Source organism: Brevundimonas sp. G8, assembly GCF_902506205.1.
Classification (GTDB): Bacteria; Pseudomonadota; Alphaproteobacteria; order Caulobacterales; family Caulobacteraceae; genus Brevundimonas.
Genome location: NZ_LR732816.1, coordinates 1,872,123 through 1,891,417 on the forward strand (window position 1 = coordinate 1,872,123; position 19,295 = coordinate 1,891,417).

Sequence of the window (19,295 nt, forward strand, 5' to 3'; positions counted from 1 at the left end):
TCCATGCGTAAACCCCACTCCAGAGCCTCGGGCCGCAACGACGCCTGGTTCGCCGCCGCCTGCATCGTCGGCATCGCCGGCCTGGGCCTGTGCAGCGAGGCCAAGGCCCAGGACGTCTCGGCGAACGTCGCCCTGACCTCCGACTATGTCTTCCGCGGCGTCAGCCAGACCCAGGAAAACCCGGCGATCTCGGCCGGGGTCGATCTGACCAGGAACGGCTTCTATGCCGGCGGCTGGGCCTCCAACGTCGATTTCGGCGACGATACGGACGCCGAAATCGATCTCTACGCCGGCTATCGGCCCGAGATCGCCGGTTATGCGCTGGACTTCGGCGTGATCGGCTACCTCTACGCCGGTCAGCCGGACGGCGCGGACTATGACTATGTCGAGCTGAAAGCGGCCGTCTCGCGCGCCGTCGGCCAGACACCTCTAGGATTGGCGACCCTGGGTGCAGCCGTCTATTATTCGCCCGACTTCTTCGGCGCAGCCGAGGACGAGGCGACCTATGCCGAGATCAACGGCGCCGTCAGCCCGGCCGACAAGTGGACGGTGTCCGGCGCGGTCGGCCGTCAGTGGGTCTCGTCGGACCTGGACTACACCACCTGGAACTTGGGCGCGGCCTATCAGCTGACCGACAATCTGGCGCTGGACGTCCGCTATCACGACACCGATCAACACGACTTCGGCGACGGCTATGGCGCACGCGCCGTAGCCACGCTGAAGGCCAGCTTCTGAGGCGACGATCATGGTCAACCAACTTCGCCCGGCCCTCGTGATGATGGCCCTTTTCACCCTGCTGCTGGGGCTGGCCTATCCGCTGGCCGTCACCGGCGTCGCCCAAACCCTCTTCCCCGATCAGGCTGACGGCAGCCTGGTGCGCGACGCCGGCGGCCGGGTCGTCGGCTCTTCCCTGATCGGTCAACCGTTCGCCGGCGCAACCTATCTGCATCCGCGCCCCTCGGCGGCGGGCGACGGCTATGACGCCGCCGCCTCGTCCGGCTCCAACATGGGGCCGCTGAACGCGGACCTGGCCGCCCGCGTCGCCGAAACCGCCCAGGCGATCCGCGTCGAGGACGGCCCCGGCGTCATCCCCGCCGATGCGGTGACGACCTCGGGTTCGGGCCTCGACCCGGACGTGTCTCCGGCCTACGCTCGGCTTCAGGCCGCGCGGATCGCCCGCGCCAGAGGCGTCTCCGTGCAGCAGGTCCAGAGCATCATCGACGAGCGGACCGAGGGGGCCTTCCTCGGCTTCATCGGCCAGCCGCACGTCAATGTCCTGATGACCAATCGCGCGCTGGACGCCCGCTTCGGCGCGGAGGGCTGATTGCCCGAACCGGCGCCCGATCCGGCCAAGACAACGCCCGCGACTTCAGCCGTTCCGCGCCGCAAGCGCGGGCGGCTGAAGGTGTTTCTGGGCATGTCGCCCGGCGTGGGCAAGACCTATGAGATGCTGCGCGCCGCGCGCCGGCGAAAGGCCGAAGGGCTGGATGTCGTCGTCGGCGTGGTAGAGACCCACGGCCGCAAGGAGACGATGAGCCTGCTGCGCGGGCTGGACGTCATGCCGCGCGCGCCGATCGATCACCGCGACCGCGCCCTGATGGAGTTCGACCTCGACGGCGCCTTGGCGCGGCGTCCCGAACTGCTGCTGGTCGACGAATACGCCCACTCCAATGCGCCGGGGTCGCGCCATCCGAAACGGTGGCAGGATGTGGAGGAGCTGCGCGACGCCGGGATCGACGTCTGGACGACGCTGAACATCCAGCATCTGGAGAGCCTGTCCGACGTCGTCCTGCGCATCACCGGGGTGCGCCAGAGGGAGGCCGTCCCCGACAGCGCCCTGACCGGCGCCGACGACATCGAGGTCGTGGACATCACACCCGAGGACCTGCGGGCGCGTCTGGCCGAGGGCAAGGTCTATGTGCCCGAGACGGCGCGGGTGGCGTCCGAGAACTTCTTCAAGATCGAGAACCTGACGGCGCTTCGCGAACTGGCCCTGCGCCGCGCGGCACAGACGGTGGACGATCAACTGCTGTTGCACCTGCGTGAGCGGGGCGTGTCGGGGCCGTGGGCGGCGAACGAGCGGATTCTGGTCCTGGTCGGCGGCGACGCCATGACCGCCTCACTGGTTCGCACCGGGCGGCGGATGTCGGACATGATGATGGACGCCCCCTGGTCGGTGGCCCACGTCGAACGGCCCAGCGGATCGCGCGCCGACGCCCGCTCGGCGGGCCGATTGTCCGAAGCCTTTAAACTGGCGGAGCAGTTGGGCGGACGGCCCGTGACGATCAGCGGCGACGATGTGGTCCGCGCCGTGCTGGATCACGCCCACCGCAACAACGTCACCCAGATCGTCATCGGCAAGACGGGGGGCGGGCGGTTCAGCGAATGGACAGGACGGGCGCTGGCGACCGAACTGCTGCGCAAGGCCCAGGGCGTCGCCGTCCACGTCGTGACCGAGGGCGACCTGACCGCGCCCGAACCGGCGTCCAAGTCTGGCGTCAGGGCGGCGTTGGACTGGCGCGGCTATCCGGCGGGCGCGGCCTTCGTCCTGGCCGCGACGGGCGCCGCCCTGTTGCTGGACACGCGGTTCGAGCGGGTCGATCTGGGCGTCATCTATCTGGCGGCCGTGGTGGCGGCCGGGGTGCTGAACGGACTGCGGCCCGCGCTGGCGGCGGCGACCCTGGCCTTCCTGACCTACAACTTCCTGTTCCTTCAGCCGCGCTACAGCTTCCTGATCGGCTCGCCGACGGACGTGCTGACGCTGATCGTCTTCTGGGGCGTGGCCCTGGGCACGGGCGCCCTGGCGGGGCGGGTGCGCGAACAGGCCAGGGCGGCCCAGCGCCGCGCCGCCGCCGTCTCGGCCCTGCTGGCCGCCAGCCAGACCCTGTCGGCGGGTCAGGATCGCGCGACCACGGCCCGAACCCTGGCCGAACAGGCCTCGGCCGCCGCCGGCGCCGGGGCGGTCGTCCTGCTGCCCGAAGACGACGATCTGACCCTGACCGCCGCCAGCCCCGAGGGCGTGACCCTGGCGCCCGACGCCATGGCCGCCGCTCGCTGGGCCTGGACCCATGGCGAGGTCACGGGACACGGCACCGGCACCCTGCCGCAGACCCACTGGCGGTTTCAGCCTCTGCAGGGCGTGCGCGGCCGGGCCGGCGTGGCAGGCATCGACGCTTCGGCCGTGGCGGCGGGATCGGACGAGGAACGCCTGGCCATGGCCCTGCTGGACCAGGGCGCGGTGGCGCTGGAGCGGGCCGACCTGGCGGGGCAGGCGCTGGAAACAGAGACCCTGCGTCGCGCCGACCGTTTCCGCGCCGCCCTGATGAACTCGGTCAGCCACGATCTGCGCACGCCCCTGTCCACCGTCCTGGGCTCGGCAACCACCCTGATCGACTATGGCGCGACCCTGAAGCCCGAGGTCCGCGACGACCTGCTGCTCAGCATCCGCGAGGAGGCCGAACGCCTGTCGCGCTATGTCGGCGACCTCTTGGACATGACCCGGCTGGAGGGCGGCGGCCTGAACGTCCGCACCGACTGGACCGATGTGCGCGACATCCTGAACGCCGCCGCCGACCGCGTGTCGCGCCGCCTGAGCCAACGCAAGGTCACGCGCGACTTCCCGGCCCAGCTCAGCATGGTCGAGGCCGATCCGGGCCTGCTGGAACAGGCGGTGGTCAACATCCTGGAAAACGCCATCGCCTACAGCCCCGACGGCACGACCATCGAACTGGCGGCCTATGAGGATCGCGGCGCCGTCGTCATCTCCATCGAGGACGAGGGGCGCGGCATTCCCACCGCCGAACTGGAACGGGTGTTCGACAAGTTCCGCCGCATGGAAGCGTCCACCGACCGCGCCAAGGGGGCGGGTCTGGGCCTGGCCATCGCCAAGGGCTTCGTCGAGGCCATGCGTGGCCGCATCGCCGCCGCCAGCCCGATCCAGGATGGCCCGGACGGCGGCAAGCTGGGCGCCCGCATCCTGATCAGCCTGCCGAAGTCCATCGCCACCCACCGGGATCTGCTGTGATGTCCGCCGTTCGCCCCCAGGTTCTGGTCATCGACGACGAGCCCCAGATCCACCGCTTCCTGGCCCCCGCCCTGGACGCCGCCGGCTATGAACCCCGCCGCGCCGACAGCGGTCAGGAGGGCCTGCGCGCCATCGCCCTGTGGAGCCCCGACGCCGTGGTCTTGGACCTCGGTCTGCCCGACATGGACGGCAAGGACGTGCTGACGCGGGCGCGGGACTTCTATCAGGGCCCGATCATCGTCCTGTCCGCGCGCGACCGCGAGGCCGAAAAGATCACAGCCCTGGACCTGGGCGCCAACGACTATGTGGAAAAACCGTTCGGCGTCGGCGAACTGCTGGCCCGCATCCGCGCGGGTCTGCGTCAGGGCGCGCTGACGCCAGTCGCGGGCGGCGTGGTCACGGCCGGGGACGTCGTGATCGACCTGGACCGCCGCATCGTCACCCGCGCCGGTGAACGGGTGAAGCTGAGGCCCAAGGAGTACGACGTCTTGGCCTATCTGGCGCGCAACGCCGGCAAGGTGCTGGGCCATGTCGATCTGCTCAAGACCGTCTGGGGCGCCGGCCATCTGCAAGACGTTCAGTATCTGCGCGTCGTCGTCGGCCAACTGCGGCACAAGCTGGAGGTCGATCCGGCCGAGCCGACCCTGGTGGTGACCGAGCCGAGCGTCGGCTATCGACTGAACGTCTGATCGTCCGGCTGGCGTCGGCGGCCGGACTTCCCTTATTAAGGGACGGCTCTCTCGCCCACCACAGACCGGACCGCCCCGCCTCATGACCGCATCGCCGCCCCGGATCGGAGGCCTGGACGTCGAAAGCTGGGGCGACCCGGAGGATCCCATCGTCCTGCTGATCGGCGCGCCCGAACGTCTGTCCGGCGACTGGCGCCGGTCGGTACGCGCCTTGGTCGAGGCGGGGCGCCACGTCGTGCTGGCGGCCGATTTCGATCGGACCGAGGACGGCTCGGCCGCCCTGCGTCGCCTGCTGACCGAAATCCCCTCGCGCCCGGCCATCGTCTGTTCCGACCGGACGCTGGAGGCCGTGGCTCCCGCGCTCGCCGTCACCGGACCGGCCCTGGCCAGTTGCCTGACCATCGTCGCCGGCGAAGGGCAGGGCGCCGTGTCGCCCGAGGTCGAGGCCCTGCTGGCCGGCCTGCCGGTCCAGATCATCTCCCGCGACGACGGTCCCGACCCGGTCGAGGCCGAGAACGCCGCCCTGCTGGGCTTTCTGGAACGCCAGGCCCCGCGCGAGGCCATGGTCTATCAGGCCGGGTCCGACCCCCGCACCCTGCGTGACGCCCTGGGCTGTTTCGCGACCGGGGTGACGGTGGTGACGACGCTGGACGAGGCCGGACAGCCCGTCGGCCTGACGGCCAACTCCTTCTCCTCGGTGTCGCTGGACCCGCCGCTGATTCTGTTCTGCCTGGCCCGCTCGTCCACCAACGTCGAGCGTTTCCGTCAGGCCGACCATTTCGCCATCAACGTCCTGCACATTGGCCAGCAGCCGACCTCCGGCGTCTTCGCCCGGTCCCAGGCCGACCGGTTCCAGGACGTGGCGTGGGAGACCTGGGACACCGGCGCGCCCATCCTGTCGGGCGCCCTGGCCAGTTTCGAATGCGGCACGGAGCAGATCGTCGAGGCCGGCGATCACCTGGTCATCATCGGCCGGGTCACGCGCGCGCGGTTCGAGCCTCGACGCGATCCGCTGCTCTATTTCCGGGGCAAGTATCGGCGGCTGCACTTCTCCTGACGCTTTGAATTGATCGGGCGGATCGCTATCTGTCCTCGCAAGCAAGAGGAACCGCTCCATGTCCGATCCCGTCGTCATCGTCTCCTACGCCAGAACCCCGATGGGCGGTTTCCAGGGCGCGCTGTCGGACGCCAAGTCCACCGACCTGGGCGCGGTGGCGGTCAAGGCGGCGCTGGAGCGCGCCGGGCTGGACCCGAACAAGGTCGAGCAGATCATCATGGGCTGCGTCCTGCCCGCCGGCCTGGGCCAGGCGCCGGCGCGTCAGGCGGGGATGGGCGCAGGCCTGCCCGTCTCGACCGAGGCGACGACCATCAACAAGATGTGCGGCTCGGGCATGCAGGCGGCGATGATGGCGCACGACGCCCTGGCGGCCGGGTCCGCCGATGTGATCGTGGCGGGCGGCATGGAGTCCATGACCAACGCCCCGTATCTGATGACCAAGCACCGGGGCGGCGCCCGCATCGGCCACGACGTCATTTCCGACAGCATGTATCTGGACGGGCTGGAGGACGCCTACACCCCCGGCAAGCTGATGGGTCAGTTCGCCGAGGACACGGCCAAGGTCTATCAGTTCACCCGCGAGCAGCAGGACGCCTACGCCATCGAAAGCGCCGGCCGGGCCAAGCGCGCCCAGGACTCGGGCGCCTTCGACGCCGAGATCGCCTCGGTCGAGGTCAAGACCCGCAAGGGCCCCGTCATCGTCGATCGCGACGAACAGCCGACCAAGTCCGACCCCTCCAAGATCCCCAACCTGAAGCCCGCCTTCGGCAAGGACGGCACCATCACCGCCGCCTCGGCCGCCTCGATCTCGGACGGCGCCGCCGCCCTGGTCATGATGCGCCAGTCGACGGCCCAGGCCCTGGGCCTGACGCCCATCGCCCGCATCGTCAGCCAGGCCGCCTACGCCCAGGAGCCCAGCCTGTTCACCACCGCCCCGGTCTTCGCCCTGCAAAAGGCGCTGAAGAAGGCGGGCTGGAGCGCCGACGACGTCGACCTGTGGGAGGTCAACGAGGCCTTCGCCATCGTGCCGATGATCGCCATGCAGGAACTCGGCATCCCCCACGACAAGATCAACGTCAACGGCGGCGCCTGCGCCCTGGGCCACCCGCTGGGCGCCTCCGGCGCCCGCGTCCTGACCACCCTGCTGTCCGCCCTGAAAGCCCACGGCAAGACCAAGGGCATGGCCGCCCTCTGCATCGGCGGCGGCGAAGCCACGGCGATGGGCGTGGAGTTGGTGTAGGGCTTTCGTCGTACACTTAGCGGACGATAGCTAAGGGTGCGGAGTTCGAACAACGCGTCAGAAGTCGGCGGCTTGGGTGAGGTGATTGAGAGGATCTTTATAGAGGTCCTTATCCATCGAAGCGCCAGCCTCAAGGGCTTCACGTACCTTCTCAGTCCGCCGACGGGCTGTGTTCAACCAGTACCTAGCGTCCATGACTCGCGTCACGAGGTCGGTACTCGGCAGTTCGAAAAGAGGAACGCTGCAAAGCAGGTCGATGCACTCATCTAGGTCTTCTTCAGTGGCGCTGACGTTCCCAAGAGCGAACGTGGTCTTGGCGCTTCTCGTCATCTTGGAATGAGCGCGCCTGATGGCTTCATGAGAGCGTTTCAGCACGGCGCGAGCAGCGGTGATTTTTGCTTCGGCAGCATTTTGCTCTCGAGCATTGTGCTCTCTGTTTTGTCGAGAGAAAATGGCAAATGCTGCCCAAACGGCAGCTACGCTACCAATAGCTTGAACCCAGTCCGTGATGATTGACCAATCGATGGTCATGTGGCGCTCCTCTGAAACAATATGGAGCGGCGGATCGCACAGTTGGTGTAAACTACTGGTTGCGAATGGCGTGGTGAGTCTGAGGATAAACCGCTTCGGCGCCCAATGTCATGATCGTTCTCATGAAGGAAGTCATTCATGACGTGATCGCCAACCCCCTAAGCCGCGAACGCCGCCCGGATCGGCTGCACCGTCTGGTCCGGCCGCTTCACCGGCAGGTCGAAGCTGACCACCGTGCCCAGGCCCGGTTCGCTTTCCATGGTCAGCTTGCCGCCGTGCATCTCGATCAGGGCCTTGGTCAGGGCCAGGCCCAGGCCGGTGCCTTGCGTGGTTTTCGAATGCTGGCCCTCGACCTGTTCGAACGGCCGGGCCAGGCGCACCAGATCGTCGGGGGCGATGCCGATGCCGGTGTCGGCGCAGGCGACGCGGATGCGGTCCTCGCCCGCCGGGCCTGCGAACCGGTCCAGAGACACGACGATGGACCCGCCGTCGGGCGTGAACTTCACGGCGTTTGAGATCAGGTTCAGCAGCACCTGTTTGACCCCGCGGTGGTCGGCCTCGATGTCGGGCAGGTCGCCGCCCTCGATGGAAATCTTCAGCCCCGCCTCCTGAACCTTGCCGCGCATCAGGCGCACGGCGTCCTCGCACACCTCGCGCAGCGACACCGGCTCATAGTGCAGGGTCATCTTGCCGGCCTCGATCTTGGCCATGTCCAGCACGTCGTTGATCAGGCTGAGCAGGTGCTGGCCCGACTTCAGGATGTCGCCGGCATAGCCCTTGTATTTCTCGTTCAGCGGCCCGAACAGCTCGCTGGCCATGATCTCCGAGAAGCCGTTGATGGCGTTCAGGGGCGTGCGCAGCTCGTGGCTCATATTGGCCAGGAACTCGGACTTGGCCTGGTTGGCGGCCTCGGCGCGGGTCATGGCGACCTCGTATTTGCGGGCCAGCAGCGCCAGCGTCTCGCGGCTGGCCTCCAGTTGATCGACGGTGACGCGCAGGTCGTCGGCGGCGCGGCGACGCTCGGCCTCCTGGCGTTTGATGGCGGTGATGTCGGCGGCGGTGACGACCGAGCCGCCCTCGGAGGTGAACCGCTCGGACAGCTGCAGCCAGCGCCCGTCGTGCAGCTCGACCTCGCGTAGGCCAGCGCGGCCGCCTGCGGGCTTATGCTCGGCCTTGATGGCCAGGGCGGCGATGCGGTTCAGCTCGTCCTTCAGCGCGCCGCGCCGGACTATTCCGTGCTCGAAGCCGAAGGCGTCCTCGAACGCCTGGTTCCACAGGATCAGCCGGCCCTGACGGTCGAACAGGACGAAGGCGTCGGAAATGCTCTCCACCCCGTCACGCAACCGGCTCTCGGCGGCCTGGGCGGCGGCCTTGGCCCGGCGGGCCTCGGTGATGTCCAGCGCCACGCCCAGGATGGCCGAAAAGCCTGCCTCGCCACGCGGACCGCGCGCCTGGCCCCGCGCGTCGATCCAGCGCGCGCGCCCGTCGGCGCCCGGCACGGGGAAGGTGATCTCGAAGGCGCCATAGGCCGCGGCCTGGCGCAGGGCGTGGCGGAAATCTTCCTGGAAGCGCGGGTGGACGCGGGCGATGACGTCTTCGGCCGAGGTCACGCCGCCGCGATCGAAGCCCAGCAGCGCCGCCATGAAGTCCGACAGGGACACCTCGTCCTTCTTCAGGTCCCATTCCCACACGCCGCAACGCGCGGCCTCGACCGCGATGCGGAACCGCTTTTCGGTGGCGACACGCTCGCGGTGCTGACGGGTCCGGCGAAAGCCGTAGAAGACGAACAGACCGACGACGCCCAGGCCCAGCACAAGCGGCACGGCCACCAGCCAAGCGTCGTCCAGGAACGACGACGCCGCGCCCTTCGACAGGGTCACGACATAGGGCCCGTTCGGCGTCGTGCGCGCGGCGGTCGCGATCCGGCCCTCGCCGTCGATGGTCACGTTGCGCGGCGTCGTCTGGTCGGCCAGAGCGGCGGCGTCCACGCCGATCAACGCCCGGATCGGCTGGCCGATTTCGGCGGCGCGGCTGGAGGCCAGAACGACGCCGCCCGCCGACACGATCCGCGCCTCGCCCGACGCCGGCAGCGGCGGGTCCATCCGCGCCTCCAGCCGCAGGCCGTTGAGGTTGGCGCTGGCCACGGGGACGGCGCCCTCGCCTTGGGCCGCCTGAACGGTCTCGCCGGGGCCGATCAGAGAGAAACCGACCTGGGGCGCGACGCGACGTGCGGCCTCGACCACGTCGATCGGCGCACGACCCGCGCGGATTTCGGCCTGGCCGGCGGCGAGGCCGGCGTCGGCGGACTGGATCAGGACGGCGGTCTGGCTGGCGACCAGTTGCGCGCTCAGCGTCAGGTTCTCGGCTTCCAGCCGGCTGACATCTCGGGTCGGTCGCGTGATTTCGCGTGACGCCAGAAGCACATAGCCGGTAGCGATCAAGGCCAGGACCAGCACGGATATGCGCAGCCAGGCAGGCGCGCCGGGGGCGCGGTCCGAGGCGCGACGCCCCGACCGTTGTTCCCGACGCTCCTCGTTGCGCAAGCCCCGTCCCTCCGGCAAATCTGCTGTAGGGGGAATCTAGGCTGTGTCGCGGATTCCTGTCGAGGCTCGGCGCGCGCTTTTAACGGTATTTTAAGCCGCGGCGACCGGCGCTGGCAGGCGATCGGGCGCCGGTTCCAGCACCCGCGTCACGCCTTGCAGCGTATCGCGCGCCTGACGGGCCAGTGTCAGGACGGCGGGCGGGGCGTCGTCGGGCGCCTCCGACACCATGTCCACCAGCCCTTGGGCGATCTGCATCAGTTGCGGCGCGGCGGCGATCAGCCGGGCCTGAAGCTCGATCTGTTGCGGGTCGCGGTCGTATTCGGCGCCCGGCACGCGCCAGCCGCCCCAGTCCGCGCGGTCGGTAACGACGACGGGATAGGTGCCGGGATGCGGGTGATGCAGGCAGTCCTCGGGCAGTTGCCACTTGTTGCGCGCGCGCAGCAGCCTCCATTCGCCGACGCCCTCATCCGCCGACGGATCGTCCATCGCCAGCATCAGTTCGTTGGCGGTGAACTCACGTCCCAGGCCGACGTCGTATGTGACGCGCACGGGTTCCTCGAAGCCCTTGGCCCAGACGGGCTGGACCTGTTCGACGAAGGCCCAGGCGCCGACACACTCGACCCAGACCTTCTGACCCTTCTGGAACTGCGCGCGCGCCATGCCATCCTCCGATTATGGAGGAACAGCATGAACGACGATCCTTGACGCCCGGTGTCAGGGCGCGGTTACGCAGGTCTTAACGCGAGATGCTCTCCAGCGTCTCGCCGGCGTATTTCTCCTTCACCCGCGTGGACAGGTCGCCCAGCGAGACCACGCCGACGACGCGGCCGTGCTTGTCCACCACCGGCGCACGGCGGATCTGTTTGGCGCCCATCAGGTCCAGCACGACCTTCAGGTCATCGGTGTCCAGCACCGTCTGCGGATCGCGCGTAATGAACTCCACCACCGCCGCGCTGGAGGCCGCGCCGGTCGCCAGCGCACGCACCACGATGTCGCGGTCGGTGATCGTACCGATCAGCTGGTCGCCGTCCGCGACGGGCACGAAGCCGAAGCCGCCCTTGGCCATGCGGCTGGCCACGTCCTGGATGGTGTCGGCAGGCCGGGCCAGATGCACGTCCTTGGTCATCACGTCGCGGATCTTCATGGCGGGTTTCCTTGGTTGAAGCGTTGCGCTGGAAACCCGCCGCGAGCGTAGCGGTTCCGATCAGGGCGTGCGTGTCGGGGGAAGGCCTTGGGCCGCCCGCACCATCTGCACGAACTCGGCCCGATCGCCGTACGGATCCTCGCCCCTGGCCCCTTGCGCCTGATCGACGATCCGGTCCCAGCCATAGTCGGCCGCCATCCACGGATCGCCCCGCAGCTTCTGCCCGAAGCCGGCGACGGCGATGGCCCAGCGGGTCGCCTCCGGCGGCTGGGCGCCGACCGGGCCTGATGCGCGATTGGTCAGCGGCTGCTGGATCAGGTCCGAGCGGCTCTGGCCCGGCTGTTTGTAGCGCACCTGGACGAAGCCGATCTCGCCGTTCGGATCGCCCCCGCCCACCCCGATGCGGTTGTCGGGATAGCGCCGCTCGGGAACCTGGGTCGGGCCGCCGACGGGGGTGATCTCGTACAGGGCCGTGACGCTCGCGCCCGATCCGACTTCGCCGGCATCGACCCGATCGTTGTTGAAGTCTTCCTCGTTCAACAGCCGTGTCTCATAACCGATCAGCCGCCATTCGGCGACGCGGGCGGGATTGAACTCGACCTGGATCTTGACGTCGTCGGCGATAGGGAAGGCCCCCTTGTCGAAGGCCGGGCCGAACAGCCGGCGTGCGTCCCTCAGATCCCCGACATAGGCCGCCACCCCATTGCCCGCCTGGGCGATGGTCTGCATCCGCGCGTCCTGATAGTTGCCGCGCCCGAAGCCATAGACCGACAGATAGATGCCGTTCCCACGCTTGTCGGCGACATAGTCCTCCAGCCGCTTGTCGTCGGTGACGCCGACGTTGAAGTCGCCGTCGGTGAACATCAGGATGCGGTTGACCTTGTCTCGGGCGAAACTGGCCTGGGCCTGGTCATAGGCATTGGTCATGCCGGTCGCCCCGGCGGTGCCGCCCGACGCGCGCAGGCTGGCGACGGCGCAACGCATCTTCAGCTTCTCGTCGCCGCGCGTTGGCTGCAACGTCGTGCCGGCGCCCTCGGCGTAATAGGTCACCGCCAAGGTGTCCTGCGGCCGCAACCGATCGATGGCCAGGTTCATCGCCTTCTTGGCCAGGTCCAGCTTGTCGGCCGACCCCATCGATCCGGACACATCGACCAGGAAGGTCAGGTTCAGCGGCCGCTGCTCCCCGGCCGGCAGTTCGTAACCTTGCAGACCGATATGCACGATCTGGCGACCCTCCGCCCAAGGCGAGGCCGCCACCGCCGTCGTGATGGCGAACGGCCGGCTCTGCGCGGTCGGCCGGGCGTAGTCATAGTCGAAGGCGTTGATCAGCTCCTCCACCCGCACCGCGTCCCGGGGCGGCGCACGTCCCTCGTCGATGAAGCGGCGGACATTGGAATAGGCGGCCGTATCCACGTCGATGGAGAAGGTCGAGACCGGCTGATCGCTGGTCCGCTTCACCGGATTGGGCGTCGCGTCGGGATAGCGTTCGGTATCGGCCGGTGGGGGCCTCGTGCCCGGCGCTACGACGCGAGAACCGGTTACGACGAGCTCATTCACCGCAGTTGACGCGGCGGACGAGCCTTGGATAAAGGCGGGCCGCATCGGTGCTGGCGGGGCCGGAGGTGGCGGCGGAGGAGGAGGCGCAGGCGGAGGTGGTGGACCCGGTATATTGACGGGCGGGCCCGTATACTCGACCCGGTCTTCCTTGCGGCTGGGCGTGATGTTCACGGGAGGCGGCGGCATACGGCGCACCGGGGGCGCAGCGACCGGCGCCGGCTGGCCCAGGTCGAAGCCCAGCGGGCCACAGGCCGCCGGCGTCGCTTCGCCATCCAAAGGCTTGGCCATGGCGATGGACGGCAGGGCTGCCGGCGGCGCGGCGATCGACACGCTCAGCAGTGACAGGGCCGCGATCCTGATGACACGTGACATGGCTTCCTCCGGTTGTTTTCTTGACGCCAGTCGCGGGTCGTCCTGGGGCGAAACTGTGGCGTCCGGGTCGCTCGCCGCACGGCGATCTTCGACCGTGTCTTCGGCGCCATCTCGCAATCGCGCGCGACGCCCCCCACAATAGGGGCCAGGCTTGAGGGGGAATGTGATGTCCGAGGCGGCGACGGGACTGGATCTGGGCGCGGCGGCCGCCTTGCTGGCGGCGGGCGTGCTCGCCGTGCCGGTGTTCAAGCGGATCGGCCTGGGCTCCGTGCTGGGCTATCTGGCGGCGGGCCTGGCCATCGGTCCCTTCGGCCTGAAGCTGTTTCGCGAACCCGAGACCATCCTGCACGTCGCCGAATTCGGCGTGGTCATCTTCCTGTTCATCATCGGGCTGGAAATGCGGCCCAAACGCCTGTGGGGCTTGCGCAAGGAAATCTTCGGCCTGGGTGCGGCCCAGGTCCTGTTCTGCGGCCTGATCCTGACCCTGACGGCCATGCTGGCCGGCTTCTCCGCCCCGGTCGCCTTCGTCGGCGCCATGGGCTTCGTCCTGTCGTCCACCGCCGTCATCATGCAGATGCTGGAAGAGCGCGGCGAGATCGCGGGCGGGCCGGGCCAGCGGGCGGTCTCCATCCTGCTGCTGGAAGACCTGGCCATCGTCCCGCTGCTGGCCATCGTCGCCGTCCTGGCCACGGTGCTGGGCGTCGCGAACGAACAGGCCCCGCCCCTGTGGCAGACCATCGGCTTCGCGGTCGCGGCGGTCGGCGGGGTGCTGCTGGCCGGCAAATATCTGGTCGATCCGATCTTCCGCCTGCTGGCTCGTTATGGTGGGCGCGAGGTGATGACGGCCGCCGCCCTGCTGGTCGTCGTCGGCGCGGCCTGGGCCATGTCGCTGGGCGGTCTGTCGATGGCCATGGGCGCCTTCCTGGCCGGCGTCCTGCTGTCGGAATCGACCTTCCGTCACCAGCTGGAATCGGACGTAGAGCCGTTCCGCGCCATCCTGCTGGGCCTGTTCTTCCTCAGCGTCGGCATGTCGCTGGACCTGTCGGTCGTGATCACCGACTGGCGTCTGGTCATCGGCGGCGTGGTCGCCTTCATGGTGGTCAAGGCGCTGGGCATCTATGGCGTCGCCCGCCTGTTCAAGGCCTCCCACCACGAGGCGGTCGAGCGCGCGGCCCTGTTCGCGCAAGGCGGCGAGTTCGCCTTCGTCCTTTATGGCGCGGCCGTCACGGCCGGCCTGTTCGACGCCCAGGTCGGCGCCATGCTGTCGGCCATCGTCATCCTGTCCATGGCCCTGACGCCGTTGACCAGCCTGCTGACCGAGCGCCTGCTGCCCAAGCCGGTGCTGTCGGCCGAGGACGCGGACGGCGTCGACTTCGCCAAGGACCTGCGCGGTCAGGTGCTGATCATCGGCTTCGGCCGTTTCGCCCAGGTCGTGTCCCAACCCCTGCTGGCCCGCGACGTGGACGTGTCGATCATCGAGAACGACGTGGAGATGATCCAGGCCGCCTCCCAGTTCGGCTTCAAGGTCTATTATGGCGACGGCGCCCAGCTCGCCACCCTCAGGGCGTCGGGCGCGGAGGAGGCCGAGATCGTCCTGGTCTGCGTGGACAAGCCCGAGGCCGCCGACCGCATCGTCGAACTGGTCAAGTCCGAGTTCCCGACCACCAAGATCATGGTCCGTGCCTTCGACCGGGGCCATTCGATGCGCCTGATCCAGGCCGGGGTCGACTATCAGATCCGCGAGACCTTCGAGTCGGCGCTCAAGTTCGGCGAGCGCGCCCTGGTCGAGCTGGGCCTGGACGAAAGCCAGGCGGCCGAGACCATCGGCGACGTGCGCCGTCGCGACGAGGCCCGTCTGGACCTGCAACTGACGGGCGGCCTCAAGGCCGGCCGCCAGCTGATGCGCGGCAACATGCCGACCCCGCAGCCCGCCCCCTACATCAAGCCCAAGCGCGAAGGCCGTCTGCTGAACGAGGACGAGGCGGGCCCGGCCGCCCCGGACATCCGGCGCGAGCCCGCCGACGTCTGATCCCTACTGGCTGACGTCCTTCTCCAGACGCGCGCCGGCCAGTTCGGCCTTGGCCTGCAGATAGGGCGCCTCCGACACCAGGCGGGAGATCGTGTTGAAACGCTCCGTCGTCAGGCCCGACGCCTCGACAGCCGCGGTCAGCTGAGCGCTCTGCGCCGGAGTGGCTTGATTGTTCTGGACCTGGGCTGTGATGGCGCGGATCTGGGTCATGGCGGTCACGAAGCGGGTCAGTTCATCGTCGGTCACGGCGGCGGCGGGCGTGCCTGGCGCCGGCGGCGTGGCGTTGACCACGCGAATGCGGGCCGCCAGAGCCGGATCGGCGGCGACGGCGTTCGACAGGGTGTTGAAGCGGGTCACTTCCAGACCGGAATCCTGTACGGCGGCGGCCATCTGCGCCTGTTGTTCCGGCGTCGGCTGGGCGCCGTTCAGGGTGTCGCTGACGGCTCTCACCTTGACCATGGCGTCGTCGAACTTCTTCAGCTCGTCATCGGTGAAGGTCGCAGAGCCGGTCGTGGGCGTGGCGACAGGCGTCGCGCCCGCAGTCGGGGCAGGGGCGTCCTGGGCCTGGGCGGTTGCGGCGGTCGCCAGAACGGCGACGGAGGCGAAAAGGGCGAGGCGGGGCGTGCGCATGGGCATGTCCTTTCGATCTGGCGTCCACTTGGAGGCGCCGTCGAACGACGGCGACGACGCAATCACGTCGTCGCTCCCCGAGGAATGTGGAGCCTGGATAAGACAAGGGGGGAGCCTTCATAACCTAGGCGTTGACGCCCGGATCGCCAGTCTTCGACGCTGGAGGCGCGATCAAGGATACGTTAGACGGACGTGATCGCTCCAAAGGTTCGTCTTCATGAAACGTCTCGCCATCGCCGCCCTGGCCCTGATCGCGGTCGCCGCGCCGGCCGTCACCGTCACCGCCTGGGGCAATACCGGCCACCGCCTGATCGGCGTGGCGGCGATGCGGGCCCTGCCCGATGATCTGCCCGCCTTCCTGCGCACCCCGGCCGCCATCGCCGACGTGGGCGAGCTGGCGCGCGAGCCGGACCGCTGGAAGGGCGCCGGCCAGCCGCACGACCGCGAGCGCGATACCGCCCACTTCATCGACATGGACGATCAGGGCCGAGTGTTCGACCAGCGCGGCATGAGCCTCGCCGACCTGCCGCGCCTGAAATCGGAATATGACGCCGCCCTGACCAAGGCCGGTCTGGACGTCAACGACGCCGGCTATCTGCCCTACGCCATGATCGACGGCTGGCAGCAGCTGGGCCGCGACTTCGCCTATTGGCGCGTGCTGAACGCCGCCGAAAAGCGCGAGACCAATATGGAGCGCCAGGCCTGGTACCGCGCCGACCGCATCCGCCGCGAGGCCCTGATCCTGCGCGACATCGGCGTGATGGGCCACTATGTCGGCGACGGCTCCCAGCCGCATCACACCAGCATCCACTACAACGGCTGGGGCGACTTCCCGAACCCGGAAGGTTTCACCAACTCGCGTCAGACCCACGCCCTGTTCGAGGGCGAGTTCACCAACCGCGTCGCCCGTCTGGACGCGGTCGAGGCCGCCATGCCGGCCGCCAATCTGGACGGCTTCGACGTCAAGGCGCGCACCGTTTCCTATCTGACCACGACGCTCGGCACGGTGATCCCTTTCTATCGGCTGGAAAAGGCCGGCGGTTTCCGCGACGCCGATCCGCGCGGCGCGGCCTTCGTCAACGAACGTCTGGCGGCGGGTGCCGGCGAACTGCGCGACTTCATCGTCACCGCCTGGACCGCCTCGGGCAGCGCCTCCATCGGCTGGCCCGCCGTCAAGGTCGCCGAGGTCGAGGCCGGAACCACCGACCCCTGGATCGCCATGGTGGGCGAGGACTGATTTCCTTGTCTGACCTCACTCCCCCCGCCGTCATCCTCGACAAGTCGCAGATGGCCGAGAACATCGGCGCCGTGGCGCGGGTGATGGCCAACTTCGGCCTGACGGATTTGCGCCTGGTCACGCCCCGGGACGGCTGGCCCCAGGAACGGGCCTGGGCCATGGCGTCGGGCGCCGACTGGGTGCTGGAGGGCGTGCGGGTGTTCGACAGCGTCGCCGAGGCAGTCGCCGACCTGAACACCGTCTTCGCCACCACCGCCCGCCCGCGCGAGACGCGCCAGCCGGTCCGCACCCCGCGCGAGGCCAGCCGCGTCCTCTATGACGACACCGCTTCCGGCCTGAAGACCGGCCTCTTGTTCGGCGGCGAGCGTGCGGGGTTGGAGACGACCGACATCGCCCTGTGCGCAGGCATCGTCACCATCCCCATCGACCCCCGGCACCACTCGCTGAACCTGGCCCAGGCCGTGGCGATCAACGCCTATGAGTGGCGCACCCTGATCCTGGACGCCCCGCCGCCGCGTTTCCGCGACAGCGAGCCGCCGGCGTCCAACGAGCTTCTGGTCGGCATGTACGAACATCTGGAAGAAGAGCTGGAAAACGGCGGCTTCTTCTATCCGCCCGAGAAGAAGCGTTCGATGAGCCAGAACCTGCGCGTCATGCTGGGCCGCGCCGCCTTCTCCGAACAGGAGGTCGCCACCATGCGCGGCGCCATCCACGCCCTGTCGCGTGGTCGCGGCCGGGTGCTGACCAAGCTGGCGGCTGAGCGGGCGGCGAAAGCGAAGGCGGGCGAATAGGAGTTTTGTCTCTCCTTCTCCGTCACCCTCGGGCTTGACCCGAGGATCGGATCATCCGCTGCCTTGCGTCTCCATCAAAGCACAGTCCGAACGACGCCCGATCCTCGGGTCAAGCCCGAGGATGACGGAGGTGGAAAGGACCGCGTAGGAAACCCTCATGAAGCTGGCCCTCATATACCCCCTCGCGGCGCTGGCGGAGATCGGCGGCTGTTTCGCCTTCTGGGCCTGGCTGAAGCTGGATCGCTCGCCGTTGTGGCTGGCGCCGGGCGTCGTCTGCCTGATCGCCTTCGCCTGGCTGCTGACCCTGGTCCCCAGCGATGCGGCGGGCCGGGCCTTCGCGGCCTATGGCGGGGTCTATATCTGCGCCTCATTGATCTGGATGGCCGTGGTCGAGAAGACGACGCCGGATCGCTGGGACGTGCTGGGCGGCCTGGTCTGCCTGGTCGGCGCGGGGATCATTCTGTTCGGGCCGAGAGCCGCTTAACCCGCCCCCAGCAGGTCCGACCAGCGCCAGCTGCCCTTGCCCAACGCCAGCTGCGCGCCACCCGCCCGGTCTTCCAGCTTCAGCACCGCCAGGCCGCTCATCCGCTGGTTCTTGCACTCTGCCGGGGCGAAGGCGACTTCCAGGGCGATGGCCTGACGCACGCCGGCCAGGCCCTTGCCCGACTGATTGCGGCTCTGCAGCCAGTCGCCGTTCCAGACCAGGATGGCGCGTCCGTTGGCGTCCATGTCCTGCGAGGCGTCGATGACGGCGCGTCGCACCGCCTGGTCGTCGCGCACCGCGTCCTGGACCCAGCGCACCATGTCGCACGATCCGCCGCCCGACCCGGAGCCTGAGCCGGTTCCGCCCGACCCGCCGCCGCACAGATCGCAGGAGCCATGACGGTGCCTGAGCCGCGGCGGCCGGCGCATCCGGCTTGGGCGAGGGATCGGGGGCCATGACCCGTGCGGGCGGCGGCGGGGGAGGAGGAGGCTCGACCAGTTCGACCATCACCAAAGGCGGCTCGGACACGTCCGGCTCAGGCGTCGCACGCGCGGTCATCAACAGGGCCAGCCCGGCATGGGCGACCAGAATCGGCGTCGCCGCCAGCGCCCAGCGTCGTGCCCGGCGCCGTGATCGGCCGGCGCTCAATCGCCTATCAGTGATGACTGTTGAACACCGCGTCGCATGGTCATCAGAACAGAATGCCTGTAAAAAACATCAGGCCCTGTTGAAAACATTCGGTCGCGTCAGGAAAGTGGCGCTGAGCCGAATACAACCGGGCGGCGTTTCAGATTAGCGATAGATCAGCCTGCCCGCCCTCCGGCCTCGACCGTCGGCGGCGCAACGGTTGATCTCGGCGCCGGGTTCCGTGTTGGCGCAAGAATAACGCGAAATACCCCATGTTTTTATGGCCAAGCTGACATGATCCTGCCCAAAGCACGTCATTACTCCGCCTTGTCTCCTACGC

Annotated in this window: 18 protein-coding genes; 11 read left to right on the forward strand and 7 right to left on the reverse strand. The window is 68.7% G+C overall.

Translation table 11 applies throughout. The annotated features are described in order from the left end of the window. The first annotated feature begins 3 nt into the window (after window positions 1–3). From CHRYSEO8AT_RS09120 to CHRYSEO8AT_RS09145, 6 genes are all read left to right on the forward strand, one after another. The gene (locus CHRYSEO8AT_RS09120) at window positions 4–735 is read left to right on the forward strand and encodes a TorF family putative porin (RefSeq protein WP_159849307.1); all 732 of its coding nucleotides are present in this window, start codon (window positions 4–6) and stop codon (window positions 733–735) included. A gap of 10 nt (window positions 736–745) precedes the next feature. After that, a complete protein-coding gene (gene kdpC / locus CHRYSEO8AT_RS09125) occupies window positions 746–1,324 on the forward strand; it encodes a K(+)-transporting ATPase subunit C (RefSeq protein WP_159849309.1) in 579 nt (192 codons plus the stop codon). Further along, window positions 1,325–4,024, forward strand: coding sequence for a sensor histidine kinase KdpD (locus CHRYSEO8AT_RS09130; RefSeq protein ID WP_159849311.1), 2,700 nt, complete (start codon window positions 1,325–1,327; stop codon window positions 4,022–4,024). Then, window positions 4,024–4,713, forward strand: a complete 690-nt coding sequence (locus CHRYSEO8AT_RS09135; protein ID WP_159849313.1) for a response regulator — start codon at window positions 4,024–4,026, stop codon at window positions 4,711–4,713. The genes CHRYSEO8AT_RS09130 and CHRYSEO8AT_RS09135 overlap by 1 nt, the downstream gene beginning before the upstream one ends. Before the next feature lie 82 nt (window positions 4,714–4,795). Next, a complete protein-coding gene (locus CHRYSEO8AT_RS09140) occupies window positions 4,796–5,770 on the forward strand; it encodes a flavin reductase family protein (RefSeq protein ID WP_159849315.1) in 975 nt (324 codons plus the stop codon). Between the two features lie 58 nt (window positions 5,771–5,828). Continuing rightward, window positions 5,829–7,010: an acetyl-CoA C-acyltransferase gene (locus CHRYSEO8AT_RS09145; protein ID WP_159849317.1), complete on the forward strand. Its 1,182-nt coding sequence runs from the start codon at window positions 5,829–5,831 to the stop codon at window positions 7,008–7,010. A 57-nt stretch (window positions 7,011–7,067) separates the two neighbouring features. Here the strand turns inward: CHRYSEO8AT_RS09145 and CHRYSEO8AT_RS09150 are convergent, their stop codons facing one another. The 5 genes from CHRYSEO8AT_RS09150 to CHRYSEO8AT_RS09170 all read right to left on the reverse strand — a co-directional run bounded on the left by CHRYSEO8AT_RS09150 (window position 7,068) and on the right by CHRYSEO8AT_RS09170 (window position 13,157). Beyond that, on the reverse strand, window positions 7,068–7,541 hold the full coding sequence (locus CHRYSEO8AT_RS09150; protein WP_159849319.1) for a hypothetical protein: 474 nt from the start codon (window positions 7,539–7,541) through the stop codon (window positions 7,068–7,070). A gap of 158 nt (window positions 7,542–7,699) precedes the next feature. Beyond that, entirely contained in the window at window positions 7,700–10,084 is a 2,385-nt protein-coding gene (locus tag CHRYSEO8AT_RS09155) for an ATP-binding protein (RefSeq protein ID WP_159849321.1), read from the reverse strand. Between the two features lie 90 nt (window positions 10,085–10,174). Further along, window positions 10,175–10,744 (reverse strand): hypothetical protein, encoded by a 570-nt coding sequence (locus CHRYSEO8AT_RS09160; RefSeq protein WP_159849323.1) that lies wholly within the window; start codon window positions 10,742–10,744, stop codon window positions 10,175–10,177. A 76-nt stretch (window positions 10,745–10,820) separates the two neighbouring features. After that, window positions 10,821–11,228: a CBS domain-containing protein gene (locus CHRYSEO8AT_RS09165; RefSeq protein ID WP_159849325.1), complete on the reverse strand. Its 408-nt coding sequence runs from the start codon at window positions 11,226–11,228 to the stop codon at window positions 10,821–10,823. Between the two features lie 60 nt (window positions 11,229–11,288). Then, a complete protein-coding gene (locus tag CHRYSEO8AT_RS09170) occupies window positions 11,289–13,157 on the reverse strand; it encodes a von Willebrand factor type A domain-containing protein (protein ID WP_159849327.1) in 1,869 nt (622 codons plus the stop codon). Window positions 13,158–13,323: 166 nt separating this feature from the next. On the opposite strand from CHRYSEO8AT_RS09170, the gene CHRYSEO8AT_RS09175 reads away from it, so the two are divergent. Next, a complete protein-coding gene (locus CHRYSEO8AT_RS09175; RefSeq protein ID WP_159849329.1) occupies window positions 13,324–15,186 on the forward strand; it encodes a monovalent cation:proton antiporter-2 (CPA2) family protein in 1,863 nt (620 codons plus the stop codon). A 3-nt stretch (window positions 15,187–15,189) separates the two neighbouring features. On the opposite strand, the gene CHRYSEO8AT_RS09180 is transcribed toward CHRYSEO8AT_RS09175, so the two are convergent. Beyond that, window positions 15,190–15,816, reverse strand: coding sequence for a DUF4168 domain-containing protein (locus CHRYSEO8AT_RS09180; RefSeq protein ID WP_159849331.1), 627 nt, complete (start codon window positions 15,814–15,816; stop codon window positions 15,190–15,192). A gap of 217 nt (window positions 15,817–16,033) precedes the next feature. Between CHRYSEO8AT_RS09180 and CHRYSEO8AT_RS09185 the strand changes: the two genes are divergently transcribed. The 3 genes from CHRYSEO8AT_RS09185 to CHRYSEO8AT_RS09195 all read left to right on the forward strand — a co-directional run bounded on the left by CHRYSEO8AT_RS09185 (window position 16,034) and on the right by CHRYSEO8AT_RS09195 (window position 18,328). Continuing rightward, a complete protein-coding gene (locus tag CHRYSEO8AT_RS09185) occupies window positions 16,034–17,053 on the forward strand; it encodes a S1/P1 Nuclease (RefSeq protein WP_159849333.1) in 1,020 nt (339 codons plus the stop codon). 5 nt (window positions 17,054–17,058) lie between these two features. Continuing rightward, the gene (locus CHRYSEO8AT_RS09190; RefSeq protein ID WP_159849335.1) at window positions 17,059–17,844 is read left to right on the forward strand and encodes an RNA methyltransferase; all 786 of its coding nucleotides are present in this window, start codon (window positions 17,059–17,061) and stop codon (window positions 17,842–17,844) included. 157 nt (window positions 17,845–18,001) lie between these two features. Beyond that, window positions 18,002–18,328: a YnfA family protein gene (locus CHRYSEO8AT_RS09195; protein ID WP_159849337.1), complete on the forward strand. Its 327-nt coding sequence runs from the start codon at window positions 18,002–18,004 to the stop codon at window positions 18,326–18,328. Here CHRYSEO8AT_RS09195 and CHRYSEO8AT_RS09200 read toward each other — a convergent pair. Then, the gene (locus CHRYSEO8AT_RS09200; protein ID WP_159849339.1) at window positions 18,325–18,648 is read right to left on the reverse strand and encodes a hypothetical protein; all 324 of its coding nucleotides are present in this window, start codon (window positions 18,646–18,648) and stop codon (window positions 18,325–18,327) included. The two genes, CHRYSEO8AT_RS09195 and CHRYSEO8AT_RS09200, sit on opposite strands and share 4 nt — an antisense overlap. A gap of 134 nt (window positions 18,649–18,782) precedes the next feature. Between CHRYSEO8AT_RS09200 and CHRYSEO8AT_RS09205 the strand changes: the two genes are divergently transcribed. After that, window positions 18,783–19,124, forward strand: coding sequence for a hypothetical protein (locus CHRYSEO8AT_RS09205; protein ID WP_159849341.1), 342 nt, complete (start codon window positions 18,783–18,785; stop codon window positions 19,122–19,124). The last annotated feature ends 171 nt before the right edge of the window (window positions 19,125–19,295 follow it).

Coding starts and splice junctions, on each gene's coding strand:
- CHRYSEO8AT_RS09120 (WP_159849307.1), top strand. CDS start 4: ATGCGTAAACCCCACTCCAGAGCCTCGGGCCGCAACGACGCCTGGTTC.
- kdpC (WP_159849309.1), top strand. CDS start 746: ATGGTCAACCAACTTCGCCCGGCCCTCGTGATGATGGCCCTTTTCACC.
- CHRYSEO8AT_RS09135 (WP_159849313.1), top strand. CDS start 4,024: ATGTCCGCCGTTCGCCCCCAGGTTCTGGTCATCGACGACGAGCCCCAG.
- CHRYSEO8AT_RS09140 (WP_159849315.1), top strand. CDS start 4,796: ATGACCGCATCGCCGCCCCGGATCGGAGGCCTGGACGTCGAAAGCTGG.
- CHRYSEO8AT_RS09145 (WP_159849317.1), top strand. CDS start 5,829: ATGTCCGATCCCGTCGTCATCGTCTCCTACGCCAGAACCCCGATGGGC.
- CHRYSEO8AT_RS09150 (WP_159849319.1), bottom strand. CDS start 7,541: ATGACCATCGATTGGTCAATCATCACGGACTGGGTTCAAGCTATTGGT.
- CHRYSEO8AT_RS09160 (WP_159849323.1), bottom strand. CDS start 10,744: ATGGCGCGCGCGCAGTTCCAGAAGGGTCAGAAGGTCTGGGTCGAGTGT.
- CHRYSEO8AT_RS09165 (WP_159849325.1), bottom strand. CDS start 11,228: ATGAAGATCCGCGACGTGATGACCAAGGACGTGCATCTGGCCCGGCCT.
- CHRYSEO8AT_RS09170 (WP_159849327.1), bottom strand. CDS start 13,157: ATGTCACGTGTCATCAGGATCGCGGCCCTGTCACTGCTGAGCGTGTCG.
- CHRYSEO8AT_RS09175 (WP_159849329.1), top strand. CDS start 13,324: ATGTCCGAGGCGGCGACGGGACTGGATCTGGGCGCGGCGGCCGCCTTG.
- CHRYSEO8AT_RS09180 (WP_159849331.1), bottom strand. CDS start 15,816: ATGCGCACGCCCCGCCTCGCCCTTTTCGCCTCCGTCGCCGTTCTGGCG.
- CHRYSEO8AT_RS09185 (WP_159849333.1), top strand. CDS start 16,034: ATGAAACGTCTCGCCATCGCCGCCCTGGCCCTGATCGCGGTCGCCGCG.
- CHRYSEO8AT_RS09195 (WP_159849337.1), top strand. CDS start 18,002: ATGAAGCTGGCCCTCATATACCCCCTCGCGGCGCTGGCGGAGATCGGC.
- CHRYSEO8AT_RS09200 (WP_159849339.1), bottom strand. CDS start 18,648: ATGGTGCGCTGGGTCCAGGACGCGGTGCGCGACGACCAGGCGGTGCGA.
- CHRYSEO8AT_RS09205 (WP_159849341.1), top strand. CDS start 18,783: ATGACCCGTGCGGGCGGCGGCGGGGGAGGAGGAGGCTCGACCAGTTCG.